The sequence below is a fragment of the Rhizobium sp. Root483D2 genome (genome assembly GCF_001426685.1).
GTDB classification, from domain to species: domain Bacteria; phylum Pseudomonadota; class Alphaproteobacteria; order Rhizobiales; family Rhizobiaceae; genus Pararhizobium; species Pararhizobium qamdonense.
The window spans coordinates 32,577-57,507 of the sequence record NZ_LMFB01000013.1 but is presented as its reverse complement, the minus strand read 5'-3'; the positions used below and the strand labels follow the sequence as shown (position 1 = coordinate 57,507).

The window sequence follows — 24,931 nt, the reverse complement described above, 5'->3', positions numbered from 1 at the left end:
CCATTTACCCACAATGAACTGGCAATGACTGGCTAGTACTTGTGAGTGGAGCGGATGGCAGAGAAACAATTGGCACGAAGCGGGGCTGCGGATTTCGGCGTATTGGCGGATGATGATCCATTGGCCGAACTCGCGCGCATCGTCGGCTATGACAATCGGCCCGCAGTCCAGCAGCTGCAGGAACTCGAACGGCATCGCGAGATGGTGAGCCGGGAGCCGGTTCTCGATCTCGAAGACGAGCTGTTGCGCGAATTCGATTTCTACGATGCGCCGCAGGTTGCGCCGGCAGTTCATGCCGTCGATCCTGTTCGGGCCGAAGAGCCCGTGCTTCATGAAGAGATCGTGCATCATGTTGCCGAGCCTGTGGCTGTCGAAGCGCCTCTGGCCTTTGCACCCGCACAGGACGAGCAGCCTGCAGCGCCGGAATATCCGGCCGAGCCGCCCGTCGTCGAATTCCAGGCTGTAGAAATCGCCGCTCCCCCTGTCGAAGCGGTCACGCCAGCGGAAAACATCGCGCCAGTTGCTGTCGATGCGCTGGTTTACGCGGAAAGCATTCCTGTCGAGGCAAGCGCCCCCGTCCATGACGTCGCGGTTGCTCCGGTTGCCGAACCTGTCCCGCACGTGGACGCTGGCTGGGCAGTCGAACAGTGGACTGCGCCAGATTTTGACGGCACGGACCTGGAGCGCGAACTTGAGCTGTCGATCGGTTACGACGACGCACAGGTTGAGGCAGCGCATGCAGAAGCGAGTGCGGTGCGGGCGCCGCATGACGAGCCGGAGCCGGATTTTTCCGCTGCTGCGATCGCAGATATCGCCGCGCCCGCTGGTTTTGAACCGGCCGTTGCTTCGCCCGTGATCGAGACCCCTGTTACTATCGAGACCCCGGTTGCGGTTGAGCCCGTGCACACGCCGCCTGCCACGCAGGCCGCCGTCGAGCCCGACGTTCTCATGCAAGCCGAATTGCCGGAATGGCAGGACACGCCGGTCTCCGGCAATGTCGTCATTTCGCCGGCGGATACCAATGGTATCGACGCTCTCCTAGCCGATATCGAGCGTTTTCCAGTCCCGCCCGCAGCCGAAGTGAAGGCTGCCTCTCCGGCGGAGGTTGCGCGCAAGGTCAATTACCCGTTTACGCCGACATTCAGCCGCGCGACCCCAGTTGCCTCCAACGGCGGCGCGTCCTCTCAGAAGGCCTATGCAACGCCGCTGGCTGCCGCTGTCGTGGCGACGCCTGTCATGGCGACTGCCGCTGAGGCTGTCTACCGGCCGGCAGAGGCTGCCGTCGAACCGGTGATTGTCGAAGCTGCCGAGGCCTTGAAGCCGGCTGTGAACGCTGAGCCGGAATTCGATCTCGACACGTTCGAACTGGATCTGTCCGATATCAACCTCGATATCGATCCCTCCGAGTTTGATGCGGCCGAGTTTGATGCGGCCGAATTTGCGGCGCCAGAATTAGCAGCGCCGGAACTCACACCCGCCGTCGTGCAAACCGCCCCTGCGCCCATAAAGACTGTTGCTGCTGAACCGGCGGTGGTAGCCCCAATTCCCGTTGCCGCACCAGAGCGCTATGTTCCGGAGGCCGTGGAAGAGGTTCGCGAGGAGCCGGAAAGCGCTCTGGCATTCGATCCGTCGATGATTTCGGAAACGGAAGAGGGCCTGACGGCGATCACAGATCTCAACGTTCCGCAATTGCCCGTTGTCGAGCAGGAGCGTCCGGTCGTTCAGCATACCGACTACGATCTCGACATCGATGCCGAAATGGCCCAGCTGTTCGCAGCGCCTGGCCGCAATGCCCAGAGCGTCGATCGCGGGTCCCATGCTCCACAGGCGGCGGCTCCGGTTCAGGCGTCCAATGTCCGCGTCGAAGAGGATTTCGACGAGTTTGAAAAGGCGATGGAAGAGGATTTCCGCCGCTCGCTTAACCAGCCGCAGGACAATGACCCGTCTTCCGATCGCCTGGCCGTCGGTTCCGGCTATGCCGCCAACAATGATTATGACGACGAGGGCCGGGGCTCGGGACGGCGGCGTCTGGCGCTGCTGGCCGCGACCGTTGCCGGTCTGGCGATCTTCGGCGGCGTCGGGGTCTATGCCTTCATGGGCGGCACCGGTTCTGCGCTCTCGGGCGGCGAGCCGAAAATCATTCTTGCCGACAAGTCGCCGGTGAAGATGGTGCCGGTGGAAAAGGGCGGCAAGACCGTTCCGAACCAGGACAAGGCCGTTTACGACCGTGTCGCCGGTGCGCAGGACACCACCCCCCAGCAGGGCACGCTGGTATCCTCCACCGAGGAGCCGATCGATGTGGTTCAGCGCACACTGACGCCGGAAAATATGCCGCTTGACGGCGCCGATAACGAACTTCCCGGTTTGATGCAGGCGGAGGAAGACGGCGATGAACGTCTCCTGCCGGATGGACAGACGGCCAGCACGGCCGATGCTGAACAGACGCCTGCCGTCTCGCCCCGCAAGGTGCGCACGATGATCGTCAAGCCGGATGGCACGCTGGTCGCCCGCGAGGAGCCGGCGCCTGAGCCGCAGACGAACGTGGCTGCCAATAGCGGCGATCCGCAGATCAATGTCGTCCGGACGACGACCGTGGCTGCGCCGATCGAAACCGCCTCGACGCCGAAGTCGCAGCCGGTGGTGGAACAACTGGCCGAGCAGGGGCAAAAGAGCGCTCTCGCAGAGGCCGCCGCCGCAACCGTCGATGAAACCGCACCGGTTCGCTCCGTCAAGACGACGGATGTGGCAAGTGCCGAAGCCGTACCGCAGACGCGTCCGGTGGCCGAGCGGAAGGTTGTCGATACGTTCAAGAACGATATCGCCGCAACCCAGCCTGCCGCTGCGGAAAAGCCGGTCGAGACAGCCTCGATTGCGCCGGGCACCTATGTGATCCAGATCGCGTCGCTGCCGTCTGAGGCCGAAGCCCAGACGTCCTACAAGACGCTTTCGGGCAAATTCGGCAGCGTGATCGGCGGCAAGGGTGTCGATATCAAGAAGGCTGACATTGCGGGCAAGGGCACCTACTACCGGGTCCGCATTCCCGCCGGTTCCCGCGATGCCGCCAATGCGATGTGCGCCCAGTACAAGAGCGCCGGTGGCAGCTGCCTGGTCACGCGATAATCTCGCATTGAACTGCCAGACTTTGAAGGGCGCGGCCACCAGCCGCGCCTTTTGCATGTCCGCATCGGCCGCAATCGCTGTGGAAGGTCAGGCAATACGAGAAACCGGCTTTCGCCGCCATGAGAGCTGCGGCTATCATGCGGCATGAGCGAATCAAAAGCATTCATTTCAGGCTGCAAAGGCCTGTCCATCACCCCCGACGAAAAGGCTTTCTTTGCGGACGAGCGTCCGTGGGGCTTCATTCTGTTCGGACGCAATATTGGCGAAGCCAGCCAGATCGCCGATCTGACGGCGTCATTGCGCGACAGTATCGGCAATCCCGATGCGCCGGTACTGATCGACCAGGAGGGCGGCCGTGTCCAGCGCATCCGCCCGCCGCTCGTTCAGCAATATCCGAATGGCGCCGCGATCGGCGAAATCTACCGCCGCGACCGCGAGCAGGGCCTGCGTGCCGCCTGGCTGATGTCGCGCCTGCATGCGTTCGACCTTATGCGGCTCGGTATCACCATCGATTGCCTGCCGGTGCTGGACGTGCCGATCGAGGGGAGCAGCGAGGTGATCGGCAATCGCGCCTATGGCTATGATCCGCACGCCGTTGCCGAAATCGGTGCTGCTGCGGCAGCCGGTCTGAAAGCTGGCGGCATGCTGCCGGTGATGAAGCATATGCCGGGTCATGGCCGGGCGTTTGTCGATTCGCATCACAAGCTGCCGGTGGTCGATGTGCCGTTCGAAGAGCTGGCGAAGAGCGATTTTCTGCCTTTCGTGGCGATGAAGGACGAGCTGATGGGCATGTCCGCCCATATCGTGTTCACCGCGATCGATCCGGACAATCCGGCGACAACCTCGGCCAAGGTGGTCCGTGACGTCATTCGCGGCCATATCGGTTTTGACGGCTTGCTGATGTCGGATGACGTCTCGATGAACGCGCTGGCGGGCAATATCGAGGAGCGCGCACGCGGTATTATCGCCGCCGGGCTCGATCTGGTGTTGCATTGCCATGGCATCATGGATGAAATGGATCAGGTCGCGCGGGTCGTGCCGGTTATCGCCGGAGACCGGTTGCGCCGTGTGCAGGCGGTTGAGGCTGGTTTTGCCAGGCCCGACGCTTCGGACGAGACAGCGCTGCGCGACGAGTTTAACGGCATGCTGACCATCGCTTAAGGGGCATGCGCTGATTTCAGGGGCAGGGGTATCGTGAGTAACGCCGGCGACATGCAGAAGAAACCGGCGGCGAAAGCGCCGATGGATCCGCTGTGGCAGGACGAGCCCTCCGATCGTGGCCTGCACGAGGAAGAGCTGGTCGTCGATATCGCCGGCTTTGAAGGTCCGCTGGATCTTCTGCTGCACCTAGCCCGTAACCAGCGCGTCGATCTCTCACGAATTTCGGTCCTGGCGCTGGCCGAGCAATATATCGCCTTCATCGAGCGTGCCCGCAGCATCCGGCTGGAGCTTGCCGCCGATTATCTGGTGATGGCCGCCTGGCTCGCATTCCTGAAATCGCGTCTGCTGATCCCCCAGCAGGCAAAGGACGAGGGGCCGTCCGGCGAGGAGATGGCGTCTGCTTTGGCTTTCCGGCTAAAGCGGCTGGAAGCCATGCGCGAGGCAGCGACCCGGCTGATCAACAGAAACCGGCTTGGCCGCGATGTGTTTGCCCGTGGCGCACCTGAACATATTCCGGTCGAAAAGAAATCCGCGTTCGAAGCCTCGCTTTACGATCTTCTCAATGCCTATGCGTCGCTGCGCCAGCGCGAGGCGGTGATGCAGGTGACGATCGAGAAGCGGCAGGTCTGGTCGCTTGCCGATGCCCGGCTCGTTCTGGCACGGCTGATCGGCGACATGGTCGACTGGACGGCGCTCGATCATTTCCTGCTGCGCTACATGACGAGCCCGAAGGAGCGGGCAACGGCCATCGCTAGCTCCTTTGCCGCCTCGCTCGAAATGGTGCGGGAAGGGCGGCTCGAAATCCGTCAGGACGGGGCGTTCGCGCCAATCTACCTGCGTCAGGGACCGAACCCGCTCACGCCGGAAGGGCTGGCGGCCATGGAGGCGGGGCGTGATTGAGCCGCAAGAGCGCCTGCCGGAAATGGTCGAAAACGAAGAGGACGGCGGTTCAGCCCAGATGACGCTTGATCCGCGCATCGAACTCGAAGCCGAGCGCATTGCCGAAGCCCTGGTCTTTGCCTCGGCCCAGCCGGTCTCCGAAGGCTATATTGCCGCCCGCCTGCCGCAAGGCGCAGACGTCAGGCGTATCATGATGCGGCTCAAATCCATCTATGCCGGCCGTGGCGTCAACCTGGTTCAGGTCGCCGATTACTGGGCGTTCCGCACGGCCGCAGATCTCTCCTTCGTGGTGCAGGCGGACGAAAACGAGGTGCGCAAGCTCTCGCGCGCAGCCCTCGAGGTTCTGGCGATCATCGCCTATCATCAGCCGGTGACGCGGGCCGAAATCGAGGATATTCGCGGTGTTCAGACCTCCAAGGGCACGCTGGACGTGCTGATGGAAGCCGGATGGATCCGCTTTCGCGGAAGGCGCCGCACACCAGGGCGGCCGGTGACATTCGGCAGCACGCGCGATTTCCTCGACCATTTCGGCCTGGAGGAACTGCGCGATCTTCCTGGTCTTGAGGAGTTGAAGGGGGCCGGCCTGCTATCCGGCCGTATTCCTGCGAATTTCCAGATCCCGGTTCCGCTGGGAGATGATGGTTTTGGCGATGACGAGGATCCGATCACGCAGCTCGATCTGGAAGAACTCGGGCTTTTGCCGCCATCGGGCGGGGACGGCTGATAGCGCCGTGTTCTGATCCCGCTCTTTCCACCGTTTTCCGGTCACGTCCCCGTGAGCATACGGTAAAATGCGCTGGAAAGCTTCGATATTCCGGCAGTTGGCTCTATCGCCGCCTCAGTCTCGCTGTAAGGATTGCGCGACGCGCACCTTTCCGCTAACCAGCGAAATGAATTGCTGTTTGAAAAAGATGGTTGAACATCTTAAATCGGGGTTACAGGCTTCAAGGGAGTAAGAATATGGGTTCCTTTAGTATTTGGCATTGGCTGATTGTTCTCGTCGTGGTTCTGCTGCTGTTCGGCCGTGGCAAGATCCCCGAACTGATGGGCGACGTTGCCAAGGGCATCAAGAGCTTCAAGAAGGGCATGACGGACGACGAAGCGGCGGCTGCCGAAAAGGGCGTCGATGGCAAGACTGTCGAACACAAATCCGACGAAGTCCGCTGATCATGCATTTTGTTCAGGGCCTGACCTTTAAGGGCGGGCCCTGTCGCCTTCGGTTTTGTGGAGTTCCTGAGAATGCTTGATGTCGGCTGGACCGAGCTTGTCGTTATCGCGATCGTCCTGATCATCGTGGTGGGGCCGAAAGACCTTCCGCCCATGTTACGAACCTTCGGCAAGATGATGACGAAGATGCGCGGCATGGCGAATGATTTCCGCCAGCAGTTCGATGAAGCGCTCAAGGAGGCCGATCTCGACGACGTGCGAAAGACGTTGAGTGACGCTCAAAAGCTCAATCCGGCCCACACCATCCGCGAGGCGATGAACCCGCTGCGGCAGATGGGCAACGAGATCAAGGCCGATCTGCAAAAGGCAACGGCCGCCGAGAGCAAGCCGGCGGCGCAACCGGATGTGCCGGCTGCAGCTGAGGTTTCCGCCGATGCCGTCGTTCCCGCAGAACAACCGAAAGTCGATCCGGTTGCCGCCGCCGCTGTCGCTTCCGCAGCCAAGCAGCTGAACCGGGCAGCAGAGGCTGAAAAGCCGAAGGTCAAGCGTGTTTCCAAGCCGAAGATTGTGGCTGCTGACGCCGCTGCCGTTGTTGCGCCGGTTGCCAAAGCACCGGCAAAGCGGGCGAAAGCGGTTCTTGCCAGCGATGTGAAACCGGCTGTGAGCAAGCCTGCTGCCAAGACGGCGACGAAGAAAAAAGGTGACGCATGAGCGGCGATATCGAAGACAAGCCCCAGCCGCTGATGGCGCACCTGATCGAACTGCGCGCCCGCCTGATGTGGGCGGTCGGCGCATTTTTCGTCGCGTTTCTCGTCTGCTTCTATTTTGCCAAGGGCATCTTCAATATCCTGGTCCAGCCTTTCAAATGGGCCGTTGACTGGGCAGGGCTCAATCATGGTTCGGTCGAGCTGATCTACACGGCGCCGCAGGAATTTTTCTTCACCCAGATCAAGGTGGCGATGTTCAGCGCGCTGGTGATCGCGTTTCCGGTGATTGCCTCGCAGGTCTACAAGTTCGTGGCGCCGGGGCTCTACAAGAACGAGCGCGCGGCCTTCCTGCCGTTTTTGATCGCATCGCCGCTGCTGTTCATCATGGGCGGCTGCCTTGTCTATTTCTTCTTCACGCCGATGGTCATGTGGTTCTTCCTGGCCATGCAACAGGATGGCAGCAACGGGCAGGTGTCGATCCAGCTTCTGCCCAAAGTCTCCGAATATCTCAGCCTGATCATGTCGCTGATCTTCGCATTCGGCCTGGTGTTTCAGCTGCCTGTCATCACCACGCTTCTGGCGCGCGTTGGTTTCGTGACGGCTGATGGCCTGAAGGAAAAGCGAAAATACGCCATCGTCATCGCCTTTATCGCTGCGGCAATCCTCACGCCGCCGGATCCGGTTTCCCAGATCGGCCTTGCCCTGCCAGCCATCCTTCTCTACGAGATTTCCATCTACACGGCCCGACTCATCGAGCGGCAACGGGCGCGCGACGCTGCTGCGCGTGAGCTTGCCGAGGCGGAGGAAAACGCTGGCTGATACCAGAAGTATCAGCCGAGGCGTTCGGGTCACAGTTTTACCAAGACCGATCAGGACCTGAACGACCATGCTTGATATCAAATGGATTAGGGACAATGCCGAAGCCCTGGACGCCGCATTGGCAAAGCGCGGCGCAGAGCCCCTGTCGGCCGCACTGATTTCACTCGATGAAAAGCGCCGTTCCCTGGTCCAGTCGCTGCAGGACATGCAGTCGCGCCGCAATGCCGCCTCCAAGGAGATCGGCGCTGCGATGGCGCAGAAGAATGGCGCGCTTGCCGACACGCTGAAGGCAGAAGTGGCCGAGTTGAAGACCACGATGCCGGCGCTGGAAGAGGAAAACCGGCTGACGGACGCCGCCCTCATCGAGGCCTTGTCCAGCATTCCCAACATTCCCCTCGACGATGTGCCAGTCGGCAGCGACGAGCATGGCAACGTGGTCAAGCATACCTCTGGCCAGAAGCCGGGCTGGAACCACACGCCGAAGGAACATTTCGAAATTGGCGAGGACCTTGGCTGGCTCGATTTCGAGGGCGCTGCCAAGATTGCCGGTTCGCGCTTCACCATCGTCAAGGGCCAGCTGGCGCGCCTCGAGCGGGCGCTTGGGCAGTTCATGCTCGACCTGCACACGAGCGAGCACGGCTATCTCGAAGTCCAGCCGCCGCTGATGACGCGGGATGAAGCCATGTATGGCACCGGCCAGCTTCCGAAATTTGCCGAGGACCTGTTCAAGACCACCGATGGCCGCTGGCTGATCCCGACAGCCGAGGTGCCGCTGACCAATATGGTGCGCGAGCAGATCCTTGAGGCCGACACGCTGCCGCTGCGCTTTACGGCGCTGACGCCATGCTTCCGGTCCGAGGCCGGCTCGGCTGGCCGCGACACGCGCGGCATGCTGCGCCAGCATCAGTTCAACAAGGTGGAACTTGTGTCGATCACCGACGCGGAAAGCTCGATCGATGAGCATGAGCGGATGACGGCCTGCGCCGAGGAAGTCCTGAAACGCCTCGGCCTGCATTACCGCGTCATGACGCTCTGCACGGGCGACATGGGTTTCGGCGCCCGCAAGACCTATGATCTGGAAGTCTGGCTGCCGGGACAGGATGCCTACCGCGAAATTTCGTCCTGCTCGGTCTGCGGCGATTTCCAGGGGCGGCGCATGAACGCGCGCTACCGCGTCAAGGACGACAAAGCGCTGAAGTTCGTTCATACGCTGAACGGCTCCGGCACCGCCGTCGGCCGCGCCCTGATCGCCGTCATCGAAAACTATCTGAATGAAGACGGATCGGTAACCATCCCGGAGGTATTGTTGCCCTATATGGGCGGCCTCACGAAGATCGAAAAGGCCGGTTGAGCCGCGTCTTGCGGCAGGGGTTAAGATGCGAATTCTGCTGACCAATGACGATGGCATCCATGCCGAGGGCCTTGCCGTTCTCGAGCGGATTGCCCGCACGCTCTCCGACGACGTCTGGGTGGTGGCGCCGGAAACGGACCAGAGCGGCCTTGCGCATTCGCTGACCCTGTCGGAGCCTCTGCGGCTGCGGCAGATTTCGGAAAAGCATTTTGCCCTGCGCGGCACGCCGACCGATTGCGTCATTATGGGCGTGCGCAAGGTTCTCGACATCAAGCCGGACCTCATCTTCTCCGGCGTCAATGTCGGCGCCAACATGGCCGATGACGTCACCTATTCCGGGACGATCGCCGGTGCCATCGAAGGCACGCTGCAGGGTATCCGTTCGTTTGCGTTGAGCCAGGCGTTTCGCCATACGGACGGCGGCATCGTTCCCTGGGATGTCGTGGAAACCCATGCGCCAAAACTTTTGAAAAAGCTAATGACGCTGGATCTGCCCGATGGGACATTCCTGAACCTGAATTTCCCGAATTGTGCCGCTGATGCGGTTGCTGGCACCGAAGTGACCTGCCAGGGCAAGCTCGATTTCGGCCTGACGATCGACGAGCGTTCCGACGGGCGCGGCCATCCGTATTTCTGGCTGCGTTTCGGCGAGCGCTTTGGCGATTTCCGGGCAGGGACCGATATTCATGCCATCCGCGAAAACAAGATCTCCGTGACGCCGTTGAAGCTCGACCTGACGGATTATGCCGTGCAGGACCGGGTCGCCCGCGCGCTTCTGGACGGAGAGGCCGATTGAGCCCGCGCGTCATCGAGCAGGAGGGATTTGCCGCCTTGGTGTTGCGCCTGCGGGCCGAAGGCATTTCCAGCAAGGAATTGCTCAACGCCGTCGAACAGACGCCGCGATCGATATTCACGCCGCCGCAATATCAGGAAAACGCCTATTCCTCGCGGCTGGTACCGCTCGATTGCGGGTCGTTCATGGAAGGCTTCGATTTTGCCGTGCGGCTGTTGCATTGCCTCAATGTCAAATCCGGCCAGCGCGTGCTTGAAGTCGGCACCGGCAGCGGATTTACGGCCGGCGTCATGGGGCGGATGGCAGAGCGCGTGCTGACGATCGAGCGCTACAAGACACTGGCGACGGGCGCCCAGCGCAACCTCGAAAAAGCAGGCATCCGCAACGTCATCGTCCGTCACGCCGACGGCAGCATCGGCCCGACGGGCGAGGGGACCTTCGACCGCATCCTGGTGACCACCGCCTTCTCCAGCCTGCCGCGGGTGTTTTCCGATCACCTCGTTTCGGGCGGCATTCTCATCGTGCCGATCATGATGAGCGAAACAGAATGCCGGATCGTCCGGTTGACGCGCACCGGCAGCCGCTTCGACCGCGAGGACCTGTTCGAGGCGCCTTACCTGCCCTTCGTGCCGCAAGTCGCTTCATTCCTGTAAGTTCAGATATCCTGCCTTTGGCATGACGAGCGTCCGGGAAGCTTCGGGCAATCGCCTTGAATGCAGGCCGATTCCTTCGTCTTCCGGGCAAAGCGGAAATTTGCGCGCGCTCACGGCTGCTTATCCGGTGATTTATTCCTGCAGAAACAGAGCGTTAATCCTCCGTTAACTTTGGTCAGTTTCGCGCAAGCTTCGGGGCCTAACCGAAGTCTGTACGCCATAGTCATACCGATGAGCTGACCTCTGAGCGGAAGCGTATATGTCAGTTCCGGTCCGGGCGTCAAAACGCAGGAGACGGCAGATGCAGATCGCGAACAGATTGACCTCGGCAGCCACCGGCGACGGCCTGAACAATCTTGCCGGCCGCGCAGGCGCGCCGGGCGCATCGGGCAACCGGGAGGACGGCGGCGCAGCAGTCTTGCCAGTGGGCGGCTATGATCCTTCTTCGCGTGTCTCGCTTTCGGCGGAAGCACTGCTGTTCCTCGGCCGCACCAAGCGGGTTCAGGAAAAATATCCGCCACTGACGCGGGACGAGTGGAGCAACCAGCTCTCACCGCAGCTTGCCGCACGCGAATACCAGGCTTTCGGCAAATATAGCGAAACAGGCGATCACAAAGCCTATTACCGCGCCTTCATCGAATATTACGACAACCTTCGGCCGGAAGATCAAAACAGCCTTCGCTATTTCGGCACAAGGGATGCGGCCATCGCCGGCGCCCGCTCCGTCGCCTATAATGACGAAAGTGGCATCGATGGCGCAGCGGCATTCCAGACGCTGGTCAGCGTTCTTCTGGACACGGACAAGGTACAGTCCGAACTGACTTCGACGCAGCCGACCGCCGGCATGGTCACCGGCGACATGTTCGGCTGGGACACCGGCACCATCAGCTACGAGGATGTCACGCAGACCCGTAGTCCCGTCTCCGGGATAGAAAAATTCTACCGCGAAAATTTCTGATCCCCGTATAAAAAACGCAAATGCAAAGTTTCCTGCGCTCTCGGGGCCGGGCGCCGGTTAAGACGGAAGCCCTTTGATCATAAGGCGTCAGCGCCTGTCCGTGGCTCGTCCGCATGGGCATTTCGCCGGGCAAGCCAGGCTTGGTTCAGCCGGCTGCGGCGATCATGGTTATCAATTCATCAAAAAATATGGGTGCCGGGGGCCGTTTTAACTGCGCGGTAACTCTAATGCGTTTTAATCATTTTACACCGAGTTGTGTTCCAAGTGGGTAAAGTGTCATGCGTATGAGAGTTTCGTCGATTGTGGGAAAATCCGCTGTTCGCCTGCTTGCAGCGGTCTTGCTGGCAAGTGCCGCGACAGGATGCAGCTCCGATGCGAGCCGCTTTGGCGGGCTTTTTTCGAAGTCCGATAATCTAACGACCAGCTCCGTTCCCAATAACAATGTGCCGGTTCCGCGCAACGATGTGCAGGGTGGCGGCATGGCGATGGCGCCGGCGGCGAACAATCGTCAGGATGCCGTCGATCAGCCGTTCCCTGATCCGGTGAACACGGCATCGATGCCGGTTTCGCGGGCTCGTGAAGCCTCTACACCGATCAACGTCCAGCGCGGCGTTCTTACCGAGCCCACCGCAAAGGCGCGCGATACCTCGCTGCAGCAGCCTTTCCCATCGGCCCGCGAAACGGCGAAGGCTGAGCGGAAGCTCAATGCCGATCCAGTCACGACAGCGACGACATCCAAGGGTGGCTGGTCCACGGCAAATGCTCCGGCTGTCCTGCTTCGCCAGGGCGATACGGTCGCCACGCTTTCCAAGCGGTTCGGTGTGCCGGAAAAGGAAATCCTGAAGGCGAACGGCCTGACATCCTCGTCGCAGGCTGAGCCCGGCCAGCGCATTCTGATCCCGACCTTCGGCGTTGCCAGCAGTGCTGCCAAGGCGTCCGCATCGGATGCCGCCGCCAGCCTCGATGTCGACAAGCAGAAGAACATTCCGGTCCAGCCCGACAGCCGCGATGTGGCCATCCTTCCCGGACAGTCCCAATCCCGCGAAAAGGGCGTCAACCGTACCGACATGGCTGCCGGCAAGCAGCCGGTTTCGGGCGACGGCAACGGGCAGAGCGGCACCTACACCGTCAAGGCGGGTGATTCCATCAACCGGATCGCCAAGGCAAACAACGTGTCGGTCGATGCCCTGCGCAAGGAAAACGGCCTGACCAGTGCTGCAATCCGTATCGGCCAGACGCTGAAAATCCCCGGCGGCAGTGCCGCAGGCGCCGATCAGGTCGTCACGGCTTCGGTTCCGAAGAAGGCCGAGGCGAAGGTTGCCAAGGCGGAAAGTGGCAAGCCTGCCGAATACACCGCGCCGGTCGCCAAGCAGTCGGTGACGGAGGTCGCCTCGAAGGAGGACACGACCGAGGCGTCGCCGAAGGCAACCGGGATCAGCAAATACCGCTGGCCGGTGCGTGGCGCTGTCATCGCCGGCTATGGTGCCAATGTCGAAGGCAACCGCAATGACGGCATCAACATCTCGGTTCCAGAGGGAACGCCGATCAAGGCAGCCGAAAATGGCGTGGTCATCTATTCCGGCAGCAGCCTGAAGGAACTCGGCAACGCTGTCCTGGTTCGCCACGACGACGGCACGGTCACGGTCTATGGCAATGCGTCTGAGCTGAAAGTTCAGCGCGGCCAGAAGATCCAGCGCGGCCAGACGCTGGCTGCATCCGGCATGAGCGGCACGGCAACGCAGCCGCAGGTTCACTTCGAAGTGCGCAAGAACGCCGCTGCGGTCAACCCGGCGACCTTCCTCGAATAGCCGCTCCTGGCGCCATTAATCAGCACAGGAAAAGCCCCGTTTCGGGGCTTCTCTGCGTTTTGGCGCGCTTCCGGCTGACGATGAAGCGCTTTAGACCAGATCGATCTTCTTCTGCGCGCGCCCGGCGAGGTCCTGGATGAATTGCCAGGCGACGCGGCCGGAGCGCGCGCCGCGTGTCGTGCTCCATTCCAATGCATCCGCATGCAGCTGTTTGGGATCGGTCTCCAGCCCGAAATGAGCGGCATAACCGTCGATCATCGCCAGATAATCGTCCTGGCTGCACTTGTAGAACCCGAGCCAGAGCCCGAAACGGTCCGACAGCGACACTTTTTCTTCGACGGCCTCGGAGGGATTGATGGCGGTCGACTGCTCGTTTTCCATCATGTGACGCGGCAAGAGATGGCGCCGGTTGGAGGTCGCATAGAGCAGAACATTGGCCGGACGGCCCTCGATGCCACCATCGAGAACCGCTTTCAGCGACTTGTAGGACGTGTCATCGTGATCGAAGGACAGGTCGTCGCAAAAGACGATGACCGGAACCGGTGCGGCTTTGAGGATCTCCATCAGGGTGGGCAGCGTCGCGATATCCTCGCGATGCACCTCGACCAGTTTCAACCGCACGCCGGCATCCGCCGCAACGCTGGCATGGACCGCCTTGACCAGCGACGATTTACCCATGCCGCGCGCGCCCCAGAGCAGCACGTTGTTGGCCGGAAAACCCTGCGCAAATCTGAGCGTATTGTCGAACAGGATATCGCGGACATGATCGACGCTTTGAATGAGCTTGAGTTCGACGCGGTTCGGCTTGACGACCGGCTGGAGATGCAGGCGCTGGGGGGACCAGACGAAGCATTCGGCGGCGTCCCAGTCGTTGACGGCAGGGGCGGGACCGGCGATCCGCTCGATTGCATCAGACAGCTTGCGCATCTCGGCGATCAAAAGGTCGATTTTCGTATCCTGCATGTGAACTTCCCCAAGAATGACTGTGGTTTTGGCTGTGGGGCCGAACTGTCCGGTAGCATGGCTGATCTAACGGTAAAAGGCGTGAAATCCAGTAGAAAGGGCTTCTCCTGAGGCCGATTTCATGTATGAGGCTGAAGACAGAAGCCGGTTGGTCTGTTGTTGCATTGAAATCAGCCTTTCCTATAGTCCGGCGATCCGAAACGCGGGCATCCGTCCGCCAAACTGCATTCAAGGAGTGATTGATGTTCATTACCGAGGCATTCGCCCAGACGGCACCCGGCGCAAGCGCTGGCGGCGCTGATATTCTCATGTCGATCCTGCCGTTCCTGCTGATCTTCGTCGTGATGTACTTCCTGATCATCCGTCCGCAGCGCGCCAATATGAAGCGCCGCGAAGAACTGTTGAAGAACATCCGCCGTGGCGACCAGATCGTGACCGGTGGCGGAATTCTCGGCAAGGTGACGAAGGTCGTCGATGACAGTGAACTTGAAGTCGAAATTGCTGACGGCGTGAAGATTCGTGTGGTACGCAGTGGTGTATCCGAAGTCCGTGTGAAGGGCGAACCTGTCAAGGAATAAGCTTGCAGGGGGGCCGGGCACACTGGCCACCTTGTAACGACATACCTTCGAGAGCTTCATGCCGTATTTTTCCCGCTGGAAAACCATCATCGTCTGGCTCGTCGTGCTGTTCAGCATTCTGGTGGCTGTGCCCAACGCGGTACCAACCGCGACGCTGGCCAGCCTGCCGGACTGGCTTCCCAAGAAGCAGATGATGCTCGGCCTCGATCTTCAGGGCGGATCGCAGATCACGCTGAAGATCGAACGGGACGATGTCGTCAAGGCGCGGCTCGAAGCTGTGATCAACGATGTCGGCACGCGCCTTCGCGCTGCCGGCATAGGCTATTCCGGGCTTTCGGGAACAGGCCAGGCAATCCAGCTTCGCCTTCGCGACCCCGCCCAGGCTGATGCGGCGCGCGCGGCCCTCAAGCCTCTGACCGATCTGGTCAAGGCTGCCGGCCTGACCAAGTCCGACTTCACCGAAGTGACCATCAACCCGTCGCCGGACGGAACGCTCTCGATTGCCATCACCGACGAGGGCATCAACCACAGGATCGCGGCAACGGCCGATAGCGCGATCGCGGTTCTGCACAGCCGTTTGACGGAACTCGGCTCCCTGCAGCCGAAAATCCGCAGGCAGGGTGGCGACCGGATCATCGTCCAGATCCCCGGGCGCTATGATCCCGAGCAGGTCAAATTCATTCTCGGCCAGGCGGGGGCTCTGTCCTTTCGCAGCATCGATATGTCGATGCCGGTGCAGGACGCGGTCAACGGCCAACCGCCGGTCAATTCTGAAATTCTCTATTCGGCCGATGATCCGCCGATCGGCTATCTGTTGCGCCGTCAGCCTATCATCGATAACAATGACATCACCGATGCCCGGTCGGCGGTCAATGCCCAGTCGGGAAATCCCGTCGTCAACCTGCGGCTTGGTCCGGATGGCACGACGCGGCTTGCGCAGGCGACGGCCGATAGTTCCGGCACGACGATCGCGATCGTTCTCGATGGCGCGGTCATTGCGGCGCCACTGGTGCGCAAGGCGATTACCGACGGTACGATCCAGCTTGCTGCGGATATGAGCACGGAAGGCGCTGACGATCTGGCGCTTCTGTTGCGCGCCGGCGCCTTGCCGACGCCGCTGACCGTTGTCGAGGAACGGTCCATCGGGGCCGGACGCGGCGCTGATTCGATCCACTCGATCATGACAGCCGGCGCCATCGGCGCCGTCCTCGTCATTGCCTTCATGGTTGGTTTCTACGGATTATTCGGCGCGGTTGCGAGCCTTGCAGTCACGCTCAACGTCGTGATGATCATTGCGGTTCTGACGGCGACCGGTCTGCCTTTGACGCTGCCGGGCATTGCCGGGATCGTGTTGACCATTGGCATGGCGGTCGATTCGAACGTGCTTATCTATGAGCGTATCCGCGAGGAGGTCCGCCAGGGCCGCTCGGTGCGGGACGCTTTGCAATATGGCTTCTCGCGCGCCTTTGCGGCCATCGTCGACGCTAATATCACCACCCTGATCGCCGCTATCATCCTGCTGTTTCTCGGAACCGGCTCAGTCCGCGGCTTTGCCGTCACGCTTGCCATCGGTATCGTCACCACGCTGTTCACCGCGTTTACGCTGACGCGTGTGATGCTCGAAATCTGGGTCGATCGCCGCCGCCCGACGGCCCTGCCGGATGGCATCCGCACCGGCATATTCGATGGTGCCGCCTTCCGCTTCATGGCGATCCGCAACTATGTCTTTTCGCTGACCGCAATTTTATCCGTCATCAGCATGCTGCTGTTCGGCGCGCTCGGCATCAATCTCGGCATCGATTTTTCCGGCGGTTCGGTGATCGAGCTGAAGGCGCGCGAGGGCAATGCCGATATCGAGGATATTCGCGGCCGCCTTTATGAACTGAATATCGGCGATGTCACGGTCAGGCCGTTCGGTTCGCCGCAGGACGTGGTCGTGCGGGTGCATTCGCGCGACGGCGGCGAAAATGCCGAGCAGACATCGGTGATCATGATCCGCGGCGAGCTTGAGGATCAATACGAGTTCCGCCGCGTCGAAGTTGTCGGGCCGTCGGTATCGGCCGATCTCACCACCGCTGCCACGATCGGCGTGCTGGTGTCGCTTCTGGCGATCCTGATCTACATCTGGGTGCGGTTCAAATGGCAGTTCGCTGCGGGCGCCATCGTCGCCACGCTGCACGATGTGCTGTTGACCATCGGCCTGTTCGTCGTGACCGGCATGGAGTTCAATCTGACGAGCATCGCCGCGCTTTTGACCATTGTCGGCTATTCGCTCAACGATACCGTCGTCGTCTACGACCGTGTCCGCGAGAATCTGAGGCGATATCCGCGCATGCCGCTGCCGATCCTGATCGATACGTCGATCAACCAGACCCTGTCGCGCACCGTGCTCACCGGCGCCACGACGATGCTGGCGCTGGCAGCGTTGTGCATCTTCGGCGGCGAGGCGATCCAGGCCTTTGCATTCGTCATGCTGTTCGGCGTCGCTGTCGGCACCTTCTCGTCGATCTATGTGGCGGGCCCGGTCCTCATTCTCTTCAAGCTCGGGCAGGGCACGCCCGGTGACGCCGAAAAAGCCGGCGGGATCGGCGTGCAGACGGCCAGGGGAGTGCAGTAAATGCGCAAGCCCATTGAAATTCGCCAGGCCCATTTTCCGGGCCGGGCGCCGATCGACAGTTATGGCAATGGCGGCTTCCGTTTTGCGGAAATGTCCCATCGCGGTTCACTGCTGATGCTGCCTTCGGGTATCTATGGCTGGGACATGGTGGAAGGCGATCCCTTGACGCCGGAAAATTTCCAGCGGGTTTTCGAGGAAGCGGCCGATATCGAGGTTATTCTGGTGGGGACCGGCAAGGATATCCGACCATTGCCCGCCGCCTTGAAAACGAAGTTCAAGGAACACGGGATTTCATCCGATCCGATGAGCACGGGCGCCGCCATCCGCACGTATAATATCATGCTTGCCGAAGGCCGCGCCGTCGCCGCCGCTCTCACTGTCCTTTGAACGATGCCCATGCCGGAAAATACCACGCCTGTTGCGCCGCCCGTCTACGATTTCAGCCTGGCCGCGCTGCGCGACAGTGACCGCGACCGTTATCTCGCCTGCCTGCTTTCACCGCCAGATAAACGCGGACCGCTTTCCGCGCTCTATGCGTTTCACGCAGAGATTGCCCGCGTGCGCGACCTTGTGCGTGAACCCTTGCCCGGCGAAATCCGGCTGCAATGGTGGCGCGACGTGCTTGAGGATCCGACCGGCACAAGCGGCGAGGGCAATCCGCTCGCGGAGGCGCTCATGGACTGCGTCAAGGCTCACAATCTGCCGGTCAATGTCCTCACCGACATGATCGATGCCCGCATCTTCGATCTCTATGATGATCCGATGGAAAGCCGCGCCTCGCTCGAAGGCTATGCGGGGGAAACGGCCTCAGCGCTCATTCAGCTGTCCAGCCTGATTCTCGATCCTTCACATGCGCAGAATTCTGCTTCAGCGGCCGGGCACGCCGGCGTTGCCCAGACAATTGCCGGTCTGCTTCTGCTCCTGCCGTTGCATCGCCGCCGTGGTCAGGTCTATTTTCCGGCGGAGCTTCTGGCCGCGACCGGGCTGGACCGCGATGGTTTCCTGACGGGCGGCAACGAACAGTCGGTAACCTCAGCAATCCGCGCCTTTGCCGGTCTCGGCCGCGAGCACCTGGCAAAGGCCAGGGCAGCAGCCGGTTCCATTTCGCACATGAACCGCTCCGCGTTCACCGCAGTGGCGCTGGCAGAGCCTGTCTTCGATAGTGCCGAACGGGCTGGCGCAAAGCTCTTTGATCAGTCGATCGTGCCGCCACAGTGGCGCCGCCAATGGTGGATGTGGAAAGCGGCCCGAAGCGGCAGATGGTAGAAGTGCTGGTCTTAGAGCCTCGTACGATCAATGAGGCGCATTTATCGTACGAAGGCTCTAGGATCAGCTCTTGGCATCAGGCGGCGGCACATTGGCGCAAGGTTCGCCTTTTAGGGTCGCTCACGTTATACTGATAAACTGTGTAAAAGGATGCGGCGTCATGGGTTGGCCGATTGTCATCATCTGCGTTCTGATCGCCGCCATGTTCTACATGCGCATGAAAGCGCGCGCCGACAAAGACAGGCGCGAGCCGGATGCCGGCATCGCTATCCTTGATTTCGGCCGGGCCTTTCCGGACGAGGCCATTCGGGCCATTCATGCGACTGCGGATGAAAAGGCCTATTTCGTCCGTCTCCACGACGGCAAGGCCGGCTTCATGGCGGCCCATGGAACGCATTTCGTCTGCCACCTCATCGAAGCCGGGAAGGTGAATGTCGGAAACGTGACGAGCGGTCGCGGGCTGAGCGTGCATTTCACCGACTTTTCGCATCTGGACGGTGTCTACGAATTCGAAAGCCCGGACATCGCAGCCGAGGTGTCCCTCTGGCTGCTGGGCAGTTTCCATCCGATATTCGAGCCCGTTCAGGCGCGTTGATCCGCCTGCAGCCAGGCCGCGCAGTCGTCGAGCGCGCGCTGCGCCACCAGCTGCTTCTTCATCACCGTCTTGTCCTTGCCGCGAAAGCGCTTGACGCCCTCCGGCTTGACGATGGCGCCGGGCTCCAGCAGCGGAAACAGGCCGAAATTGATGTTCATCGGCTGGAACGAGCGCTTGCCCGGTTCGTCATCCGAGACGATATGCCCGCCGGTAATGTGGTTGAGCAGCGCCCCGAAGGCGGTGGTCTCCGGCGGCAGCGGCAGGGGCTGGCCCTTGCGCTCGGCAGCGGCAAAACGGCCGGCCAGAAGGCCGATGCTGGCGCTTTCGACATAGCCTTCGCAGCCGGTGATCTGACCGGCGAATCGCAAGCCTGGCCGGGATTTCAGTGTCAGCGACCGGTCGAGCAACACGGGTGAATTGATATAGGTGTTGCGGTGCAGGCCGCCGAGGCGGGCGAATTCGGCTTTCTCCAGTCCGGGGATCATCCGGATGACTTCGGCCTGCGCACCATATTTCAGCTTCGTCTGGAAGCCGACCATGTTGTAGAGCGTGCCCAGTGCATTGTCCTGGCGCAGCTGCACGACGGCATAGGCTTTGACCGTGGGATTATGCGCATTGGTCAGGCCCATCGGCTTCATCGGCCCGTGACGCAGGGTTTCACGGCCGCGTTCGGCCATAACCTCGATCGGCAGGCAGCCGTCGAAATACGGCGTGCCCTCCCATTCCTTGAAGCCGGTCTTGTCGCCGGCGATCAGCGCATCGACGAAAGCATTGTACTGCGCCTCGTTCATCGGGCAGTTGATATAATCCTTGCCCGTGCCACCCGGTCCGACCTTGTCGTAACGGGACTGGAACCAGCAGACATCCATGTCGATGCTTTCGGTATGGATGATCGGCGCGATGGCATCGAAGAAGGCGAGCGCATCGGCACCGGTTTCGGCCTGGATAGCACTGGCAAGCGACGGCGCCGTCAAGGGGCCGGTGGCAATGATCGCGAGATCCCAGTCCTTCGGCGGCAGTCCGCTGACTTCCTCGCGCGTCACGGTAATCAGCGGATGGCTGCTAATCGCCGCCGTCACGGCATCGGAGAAGCCGTCGCGATCGACAGCAAGCGCGCCGCCGGCCGGAACCTGGTTCTTGTCGGCGCAGGACATGATGAGCGAACCGGCAAGCCGCATCTCGGCATGCAGCACGCCAACGGCATTGCTGGTGGCGTCATCGGAGCGGAAGGAGTTGGAGCAGACCAGTTCGGCGAGGCTATCGGTCTTGTGCGCATCCGTGCCGCGCACGCCGCGCATCTCGTGAAGGATGACCGGAATGCCGGCCTCAGCGATCTGCCAGGCAGCTTCGGAGCCGGCAAGGCCGCCGCCGATAACATGGATGGGGGAGTGGGAAGATGTATCTGTCATGCGCCGTTTCTTAGAGCAAGGCGGGCAGGAAGGAAACCGGTTCCATGCGGATGATATCGACGCAAGGCCCGGAATCAAAAACGGCACCCGATGGTGCCGTTTTTAGGTCCTCGACATTCCCGTCCGGTCAACGGACACGTCCGATTAACGGAAGGAACGCGAAGCGATGTTGCGGATGTCGAAGCGGGTGATGCCGATGTCCGTCAGGGCGTGGTTGGACAGGTTGCCAAGTTCAGCAACGGTACGGCGATAGTTGATCCAGCTTTTTGCGATACGAATCGGGTTCATGATCTTTTCCTTGAGATACCAAATGAGCAGTGCAGTGATTGCCTGCTTCGTTGACATCCTTGTACGCCTTGCGCGGGAAAAGATGGAGTGCAAAGAAAATGCATCTGCTATGCGTTTGTGCAATGCGATGCTGTTTCGCTGAGCAATTCGGGCGAATGCCGAAAAAGAAGCCACCGGTTAACGCTGGAGTTGGTGGTGCCGAATTCCGTTTAACTCTCTGTTTCTTTGGTGTGTTTTTTGTGGCGGAATTGTGCCCGGGCAGGGATATGGGCAAGCGAGCGGCGCCAGGCGTCACGCAGACGATACTGCCAAGGAAATAGGCAGCATTCAGATGCTGCACCGCGTCGAAAGCTATGGTTGATTTGCGCCGCCATCAGGGTTGGCTTGAACATCGAACCGGTAAAGCCTGCGAATAAAATCTGGACGAAAAAAAACGCCCGCCGGTTTGAGCCGGAGGGCGTTTGGTCGCTGCGCATATGGCCGAAGGAACCGGCCGGCTGCGAGACTTACTTGACTGCCTGACGGGCAACGTACTGGATGTCGCCACGGCCGATGCCGAGGTCGTTCAGTTCGCGGTCGCTCATGCGGCCGAGTTCGTTGCAGGTCTGACGGTACTTGCGCCAATTGTTGAACGAGCGAGCGATATTCATGATGCTGGTCCTTTCTAGGTTTGCCAGCACCTCGCTGGCCCTCATCTGATGGTCGGAATATAGGTGGTTTACCCCTAAAATTACAGAGACAATGCTGCATCGCACCCATGCGCCGATTGCAAGCCTCGGAATTCAAATGCCCGCCATCTGGCCAAATTCGGTGCGCTTGCGCAGGCGCTAACTATGGAAAGCTGATTTGCTTTGAAGGGGATAAACAAAAGACAACGCCCGTCAGGGGAGGAGGTCCGACGGGCGTTGCTTGTTCTGATCGACAACTGGGAGGAGGAGTGTTGCCGATCCCATCAGGGCGCGCTGGGAGGAGGAGTGCGCTGCCCTGAAGCTGTATTCAAGATAATGCCGGCTGGCGTGAATGTGTAGCGGCAATGCTGAATGGCACCCATGTGGCGAATGCATAGCTGCAAGTTTTATGCTGGCGCATCTGATCAAATTTTAAGCGAATGCGCACATAAGGTGCAGCCAAGGGGAACGGCGGATTCCATGGAAGGCCGGAACGAATAACGCCCGCTGGGGGAGGAGATCCAGCGGGCGTCATTTGAGGGGATGAGCAACTGGGAGGAGGAGTGTTGCCCATCGGATCGGAGCGGCGCTGGGAGGAGGAGTGCGCCACTCCGAATTCTATAAGGCGAACCTTCCGGTCCGCCGGCCTTTTCCACTTCTGAGCGGAAGCGGCTGGCCTTGCCGCTGACGGCCCCGATCGCTTGCGCTGATCTCATTCCGTCTTCTTGAGTTCAATATAGGCAATCATCCGAAATTTGTGCAGTGCAATGTCATCATGGATGATATGCAGCTTGCGCATGACCTCGGCGGTACGTCCTTAAACACCATGCTCGCATGCAAACCTTCACGCTTCGTTAACGATGATCCGCTCTGCAGAAACTTTCCTCGCGGCAATGCCTGACCTCGCTTCAAAGGTCCCGGTTCCGGGTTGAACGGGGCAGGTCGCCTTGATTCGATTGGGAATTACCTGCCCGCCCGGTTGTCGATGCTCTTGTCCATGATATGTGTTGGCCGACACGCGCATGCAAGGAGATCGGCCGATGTACCGGGGACGGATCGAAAAAGACTTCAATCTATGGGTTTCAAAGGGCCTGCTCGATGCCGGAGCGGCAAGAGCGATGCTGGCGGAATATGATGGACGCGAAACGGTCTTCAGCGCCGGCCGCGTTCTTCTGGTTCTGGCGGCGATCCTAGTCTCGGCTGCCATCCTTCTTCTTGTCGCTGCCAATTGGGAAGCCATTCCGCGCGTTGCGCGCGTTGCCGGTATCGTCGGCCTGATCTGGGCATTCTATCTGGGTGCCGCCGCCTGCCTGGGGCGCGGGTTCAAGGCGATGGGTGCCGCATTGCTGGTGCTGGCGACCATGACCTTCGGCGGTGCCATCGCGCTGGTCGGGCAAATGTATCATCTGTCGGGGGATTCGACCGATGCGCTGCTGGTCTGGTTTGCAGCAGCCTGCGTGGCGGCCTTGGCCTTTCGCTCGGCCGCACTGGCGGTGTTCTGCGGTTTTCTCGCCTGGGCGATCTTCGGAGAACTGGTCGTCGATAACGATGCCTCCTTCGAGGGCAACGGCTATATCTACCTCGTGCCGATGCTGGTCCTCGTCGTCATGGCCTTGGTGCGGTACGCCAATGCCGGCATGGCCCGGCATCTCGCCTATCTTCTGGCGCTCGCCTGGCTCGGCTGGTTCTACATCGAATTGCCGGAGCTTTGGGTCGCAAGCCTGCTCTTCGGCGCCGGCCTCGTGGCGTTTCTATTGGCAAGCCTTCCCCTGTCGCCGCTCTACCGCCTGGCCCGCGATGCCGGAGCAGCCCCAGCCTTCTACAGTTTCGCGCTGGCCGTGATGGGATTGGCGGCGCTTCACACCGAAGTGGAAGGTCTGGGCCAGGATATTGCGATTGGTGCGACGACGCTTGCGGTGGCGCTCGGTGGCATCGCCATTGCCGGACGGCTGAACGGCCCGGTGCGTTTTCTCGGCTACACGGTTTTTGCCGTCGAAACCCTTTATCTGGCCTCCGAGACGCTCGGCAGCATCCTTGGCACATCCGGTTTCTTCCTGATCGCCGGCCTCGTCGTGGCATTGATTGCCTGGCTGGTCATCCGGCTGGAGAAACGCCTGTCTGGTAAAACCCCGGTGGAAGGGAGCGCGGCATGAGCGGCAATCCGTTGATAAGACCCCTGTTCGCAGCGATCCTGGTCGCTCTCTTGCAGACCGCCTTCCTCGGCTACATGATCGAAAGCCGCGCCTCGATCCTGCGCAACGGGGTCGACGTGGTGCTGAAAACCGTTCCCGTCGATCCGCGCGATCTCCTGCGCGGCGACTATGTCATCCTCTCCTACGATATTTCGGCCATTCCGGCTGAGAAAGTGACAGGCGGCTTTCCCACCGAGGCAACCGACGCACAGCTTTCTGTGCGGCTGGAACCGCAACCGGACGGTTTCTGGGCCGTTTCGGAAGCGTCCTTCAACGCTCTTCCACCAAAGGACGGCAGCGTCATCGCCAAAAGCGCACCATTCTATTTCTATCCGGCGGTGGACAGTCCGCAAGGATCGTTGAATGTCGAATACGGGATCGAGCGCTATTATGTGCCGGAAGGCGAGGGCAAGGTTCTGGAAGAGGCGCGCAATGCCAGCGCATTGTCGGTGACCGCAAGGGTAGATGACGACGGCCGCATGCAGATCCGCCTGATCGCGATCGACGGCAAGCCACTCTACGAGGAGCCGCTTTATTGATGCCGGGACGCGGTTTCCCGGCGTGAAGGTGACAGAAACACGACAAAAGCCGCATTTTTCCATTCACCCCGATTTTTCCTTTGATCCCTTGGAAACGGGTGATATAGAGACGCCGCGCTCGGGAACGCCCTGAACCCGGTGCAGGTCTGCCACAGGCGTTGCCGCCGTGACTGTTCTGTGCCGATGCGAGCAGGCGCTGCGGTTTTCTGAACGCGGGTATGGTGAAATTGGTAGACACGCCAGATTTAGGTTCTGGTGCCGCAAGGCGTGGGAGTTCAAGTCTCTCTACCCGCACCAGAATGAAGGGACGTCCAGGGCTTGCCTTGGCGTCGATCGAGAGGACGGCGCCATTTTGCTTGCAAAACGGTGACTGATTTGC

Annotated in this window: 24 protein-coding genes and 1 tRNA gene; 20 read left to right on the top strand and 5 right to left on the bottom strand. The window is 60.8% G+C overall.

Annotation, left to right across the window (positions count from 1 at the left end):
• The first annotated feature begins 54 nt into the window (after positions 1-54).
• The 12 genes from ASD32_RS11810 (at position 55) to ASD32_RS11755 (ending at position 13,437) form a co-directional block, all read left to right on the top strand.
• A complete protein-coding gene (locus tag ASD32_RS11810; protein ID WP_082546750.1) occupies positions 55-3,120 on the top strand; it encodes an SPOR domain-containing protein in 3,066 nt (1,021 codons plus the stop codon).
• A 126-nt stretch (positions 3,121-3,246) separates the two neighbouring features.
• A complete protein-coding gene (nagZ, locus tag ASD32_RS11805; RefSeq protein WP_156383152.1) occupies positions 3,247-4,281 on the top strand; it encodes a beta-N-acetylhexosaminidase in 1,035 nt (344 codons plus the stop codon).
• 81 nt (positions 4,282-4,362) lie between these two features.
• Positions 4,363-5,181, top strand: a complete 819-nt coding sequence (locus ASD32_RS11800; protein WP_113550256.1) for a ScpA family protein — start codon at positions 4,363-4,365, stop codon at positions 5,179-5,181.
• Between the two features lie 22 nt (positions 5,182-5,203).
• Positions 5,204-5,905 carry an SMC-Scp complex subunit ScpB gene (scpB, locus tag ASD32_RS11795; protein ID WP_060638398.1) on the top strand — a complete coding sequence of 234 codons (702 nt, stop codon included), beginning with the start codon at positions 5,204-5,206 and terminating at the stop codon, positions 5,903-5,905.
• Positions 5,906-6,141: 236 nt separating this feature from the next.
• Positions 6,142-6,348 (top strand): twin-arginine translocase TatA/TatE family subunit, encoded by a 207-nt coding sequence (locus ASD32_RS11790; RefSeq protein ID WP_060638243.1) that lies wholly within the window; start codon positions 6,142-6,144, stop codon positions 6,346-6,348.
• Positions 6,349-6,420: 72 nt separating this feature from the next.
• Positions 6,421-7,059: a Sec-independent protein translocase protein TatB gene (gene tatB, locus ASD32_RS11785; protein WP_060638242.1), complete on the top strand. Its 639-nt coding sequence runs from the start codon at positions 6,421-6,423 to the stop codon at positions 7,057-7,059.
• Positions 7,056-7,874: a twin-arginine translocase subunit TatC gene (tatC, locus tag ASD32_RS11780; RefSeq protein ID WP_060638241.1), complete on the top strand. Its 819-nt coding sequence runs from the start codon at positions 7,056-7,058 to the stop codon at positions 7,872-7,874. Before tatB ends, tatC begins: the two co-directional genes overlap by 4 nt.
• Before the next feature lie 67 nt (positions 7,875-7,941).
• Positions 7,942-9,225, top strand: coding sequence for a serine--tRNA ligase (gene serS, locus ASD32_RS11775; protein ID WP_060638240.1), 1,284 nt, complete (start codon positions 7,942-7,944; stop codon positions 9,223-9,225).
• Between the two features lie 25 nt (positions 9,226-9,250).
• Positions 9,251-10,021 (top strand): 5'/3'-nucleotidase SurE, encoded by a 771-nt coding sequence (surE, locus tag ASD32_RS11770; protein WP_060638239.1) that lies wholly within the window; start codon positions 9,251-9,253, stop codon positions 10,019-10,021.
• Entirely contained in the window at positions 10,018-10,671 is a 654-nt protein-coding gene (locus tag ASD32_RS11765) for a protein-L-isoaspartate(D-aspartate) O-methyltransferase (RefSeq protein ID WP_060638238.1), read from the top strand. Before surE ends, ASD32_RS11765 begins: the two co-directional genes overlap by 4 nt.
• Positions 10,672-10,972: 301 nt before the next feature.
• A complete protein-coding gene (locus ASD32_RS11760) occupies positions 10,973-11,629 on the top strand; it encodes a hypothetical protein (protein ID WP_060638237.1) in 657 nt (218 codons plus the stop codon).
• Positions 11,630-11,907: 278 nt separating this feature from the next.
• On the top strand, positions 11,908-13,437 hold the full coding sequence (locus ASD32_RS11755; RefSeq protein ID WP_060638236.1) for a LysM peptidoglycan-binding domain-containing M23 family metallopeptidase: 1,530 nt from the start codon (positions 11,908-11,910) through the stop codon (positions 13,435-13,437).
• A gap of 90 nt (positions 13,438-13,527) precedes the next feature.
• Here the strand turns inward: ASD32_RS11755 and ASD32_RS11750 are convergent, their stop codons facing one another.
• The gene (locus tag ASD32_RS11750) at positions 13,528-14,400 is read right to left on the bottom strand and encodes an ATP-binding protein (RefSeq protein WP_060638235.1); all 873 of its coding nucleotides are present in this window, start codon (positions 14,398-14,400) and stop codon (positions 13,528-13,530) included.
• 242 nt (positions 14,401-14,642) lie between these two features.
• Here ASD32_RS11750 and yajC point away from each other — a divergent pair, with 242 nt between their 5' ends.
• From yajC to ASD32_RS11725, 5 genes are all read left to right on the top strand, one after another.
• On the top strand, positions 14,643-14,978 hold the full coding sequence (yajC, locus tag ASD32_RS11745) for a preprotein translocase subunit YajC (RefSeq protein ID WP_060638234.1): 336 nt from the start codon (positions 14,643-14,645) through the stop codon (positions 14,976-14,978).
• Between the two features lie 58 nt (positions 14,979-15,036).
• Positions 15,037-17,595, top strand: a complete 2,559-nt coding sequence (secDF, locus tag ASD32_RS11740; RefSeq protein ID WP_060638233.1) for a protein translocase subunit SecDF — start codon at positions 15,037-15,039, stop codon at positions 17,593-17,595.
• Entirely contained in the window at positions 17,596-17,982 is a 387-nt protein-coding gene (locus ASD32_RS11735) for an Mth938-like domain-containing protein (RefSeq protein ID WP_060638232.1), read from the top strand.
• Positions 17,983-17,991: 9 nt separating this feature from the next.
• Positions 17,992-18,861 (top strand): phytoene/squalene synthase family protein, encoded by an 870-nt coding sequence (locus ASD32_RS11730; RefSeq protein WP_060638231.1) that lies wholly within the window; start codon positions 17,992-17,994, stop codon positions 18,859-18,861.
• 160 nt (positions 18,862-19,021) lie between these two features.
• The gene (locus tag ASD32_RS11725) at positions 19,022-19,456 is read left to right on the top strand and encodes a hypothetical protein (protein ID WP_060638230.1); all 435 of its coding nucleotides are present in this window, start codon (positions 19,022-19,024) and stop codon (positions 19,454-19,456) included.
• Here ASD32_RS11725 and trmFO read toward each other — a convergent pair.
• The 4 genes from trmFO to ASD32_RS28970 form a co-directional block, all read right to left on the bottom strand.
• Positions 19,444-20,865 carry a methylenetetrahydrofolate--tRNA-(uracil(54)-C(5))-methyltransferase (FADH(2)-oxidizing) TrmFO gene (gene trmFO / locus ASD32_RS11720; protein WP_060638229.1) on the bottom strand — a complete coding sequence of 474 codons (1,422 nt, stop codon included), beginning with the start codon at positions 20,863-20,865 and terminating at the stop codon, positions 19,444-19,446. The genes ASD32_RS11725 and trmFO overlap by 13 nt on opposite strands.
• A 144-nt stretch (positions 20,866-21,009) precedes the next feature.
• Positions 21,010-21,153, bottom strand: a complete 144-nt coding sequence (locus ASD32_RS11715) for a DUF1127 domain-containing protein (protein WP_081927849.1) — start codon at positions 21,151-21,153, stop codon at positions 21,010-21,012.
• 209 nt (positions 21,154-21,362) lie between these two features.
• Positions 21,363-21,629 carry a hypothetical protein gene (locus ASD32_RS29565; protein WP_156383150.1) on the bottom strand — a complete coding sequence of 89 codons (267 nt, stop codon included), beginning with the start codon at positions 21,627-21,629 and terminating at the stop codon, positions 21,363-21,365.
• Between the two features lie 30 nt (positions 21,630-21,659).
• Positions 21,660-21,803 carry a DUF1127 domain-containing protein gene (locus ASD32_RS28970; RefSeq protein WP_068955544.1) on the bottom strand — a complete coding sequence of 48 codons (144 nt, stop codon included), beginning with the start codon at positions 21,801-21,803 and terminating at the stop codon, positions 21,660-21,662.
• A gap of 1,058 nt (positions 21,804-22,861) precedes the next feature.
• Here ASD32_RS28970 and ASD32_RS11710 point away from each other — a divergent pair.
• The 3 genes from ASD32_RS11710 to ASD32_RS11700 all read left to right on the top strand — a co-directional run bounded on the left by ASD32_RS11710 (position 22,862) and on the right by ASD32_RS11700 (position 24,849).
• On the top strand, positions 22,862-23,974 hold the full coding sequence (locus ASD32_RS11710) for a DUF2157 domain-containing protein (protein WP_060638227.1): 1,113 nt from the start codon (positions 22,862-22,864) through the stop codon (positions 23,972-23,974).
• Positions 23,971-24,552: a GDYXXLXY domain-containing protein gene (locus tag ASD32_RS11705; RefSeq protein WP_060638226.1), complete on the top strand. Its 582-nt coding sequence runs from the start codon at positions 23,971-23,973 to the stop codon at positions 24,550-24,552. Before ASD32_RS11710 ends, ASD32_RS11705 begins: the two co-directional genes overlap by 4 nt.
• 212 nt (positions 24,553-24,764) lie before the next feature.
• A tRNA-Leu gene (locus ASD32_RS11700) sits at positions 24,765-24,849 on the top strand.
• Positions 24,850-24,931: the final 82 nt, after the last annotated feature.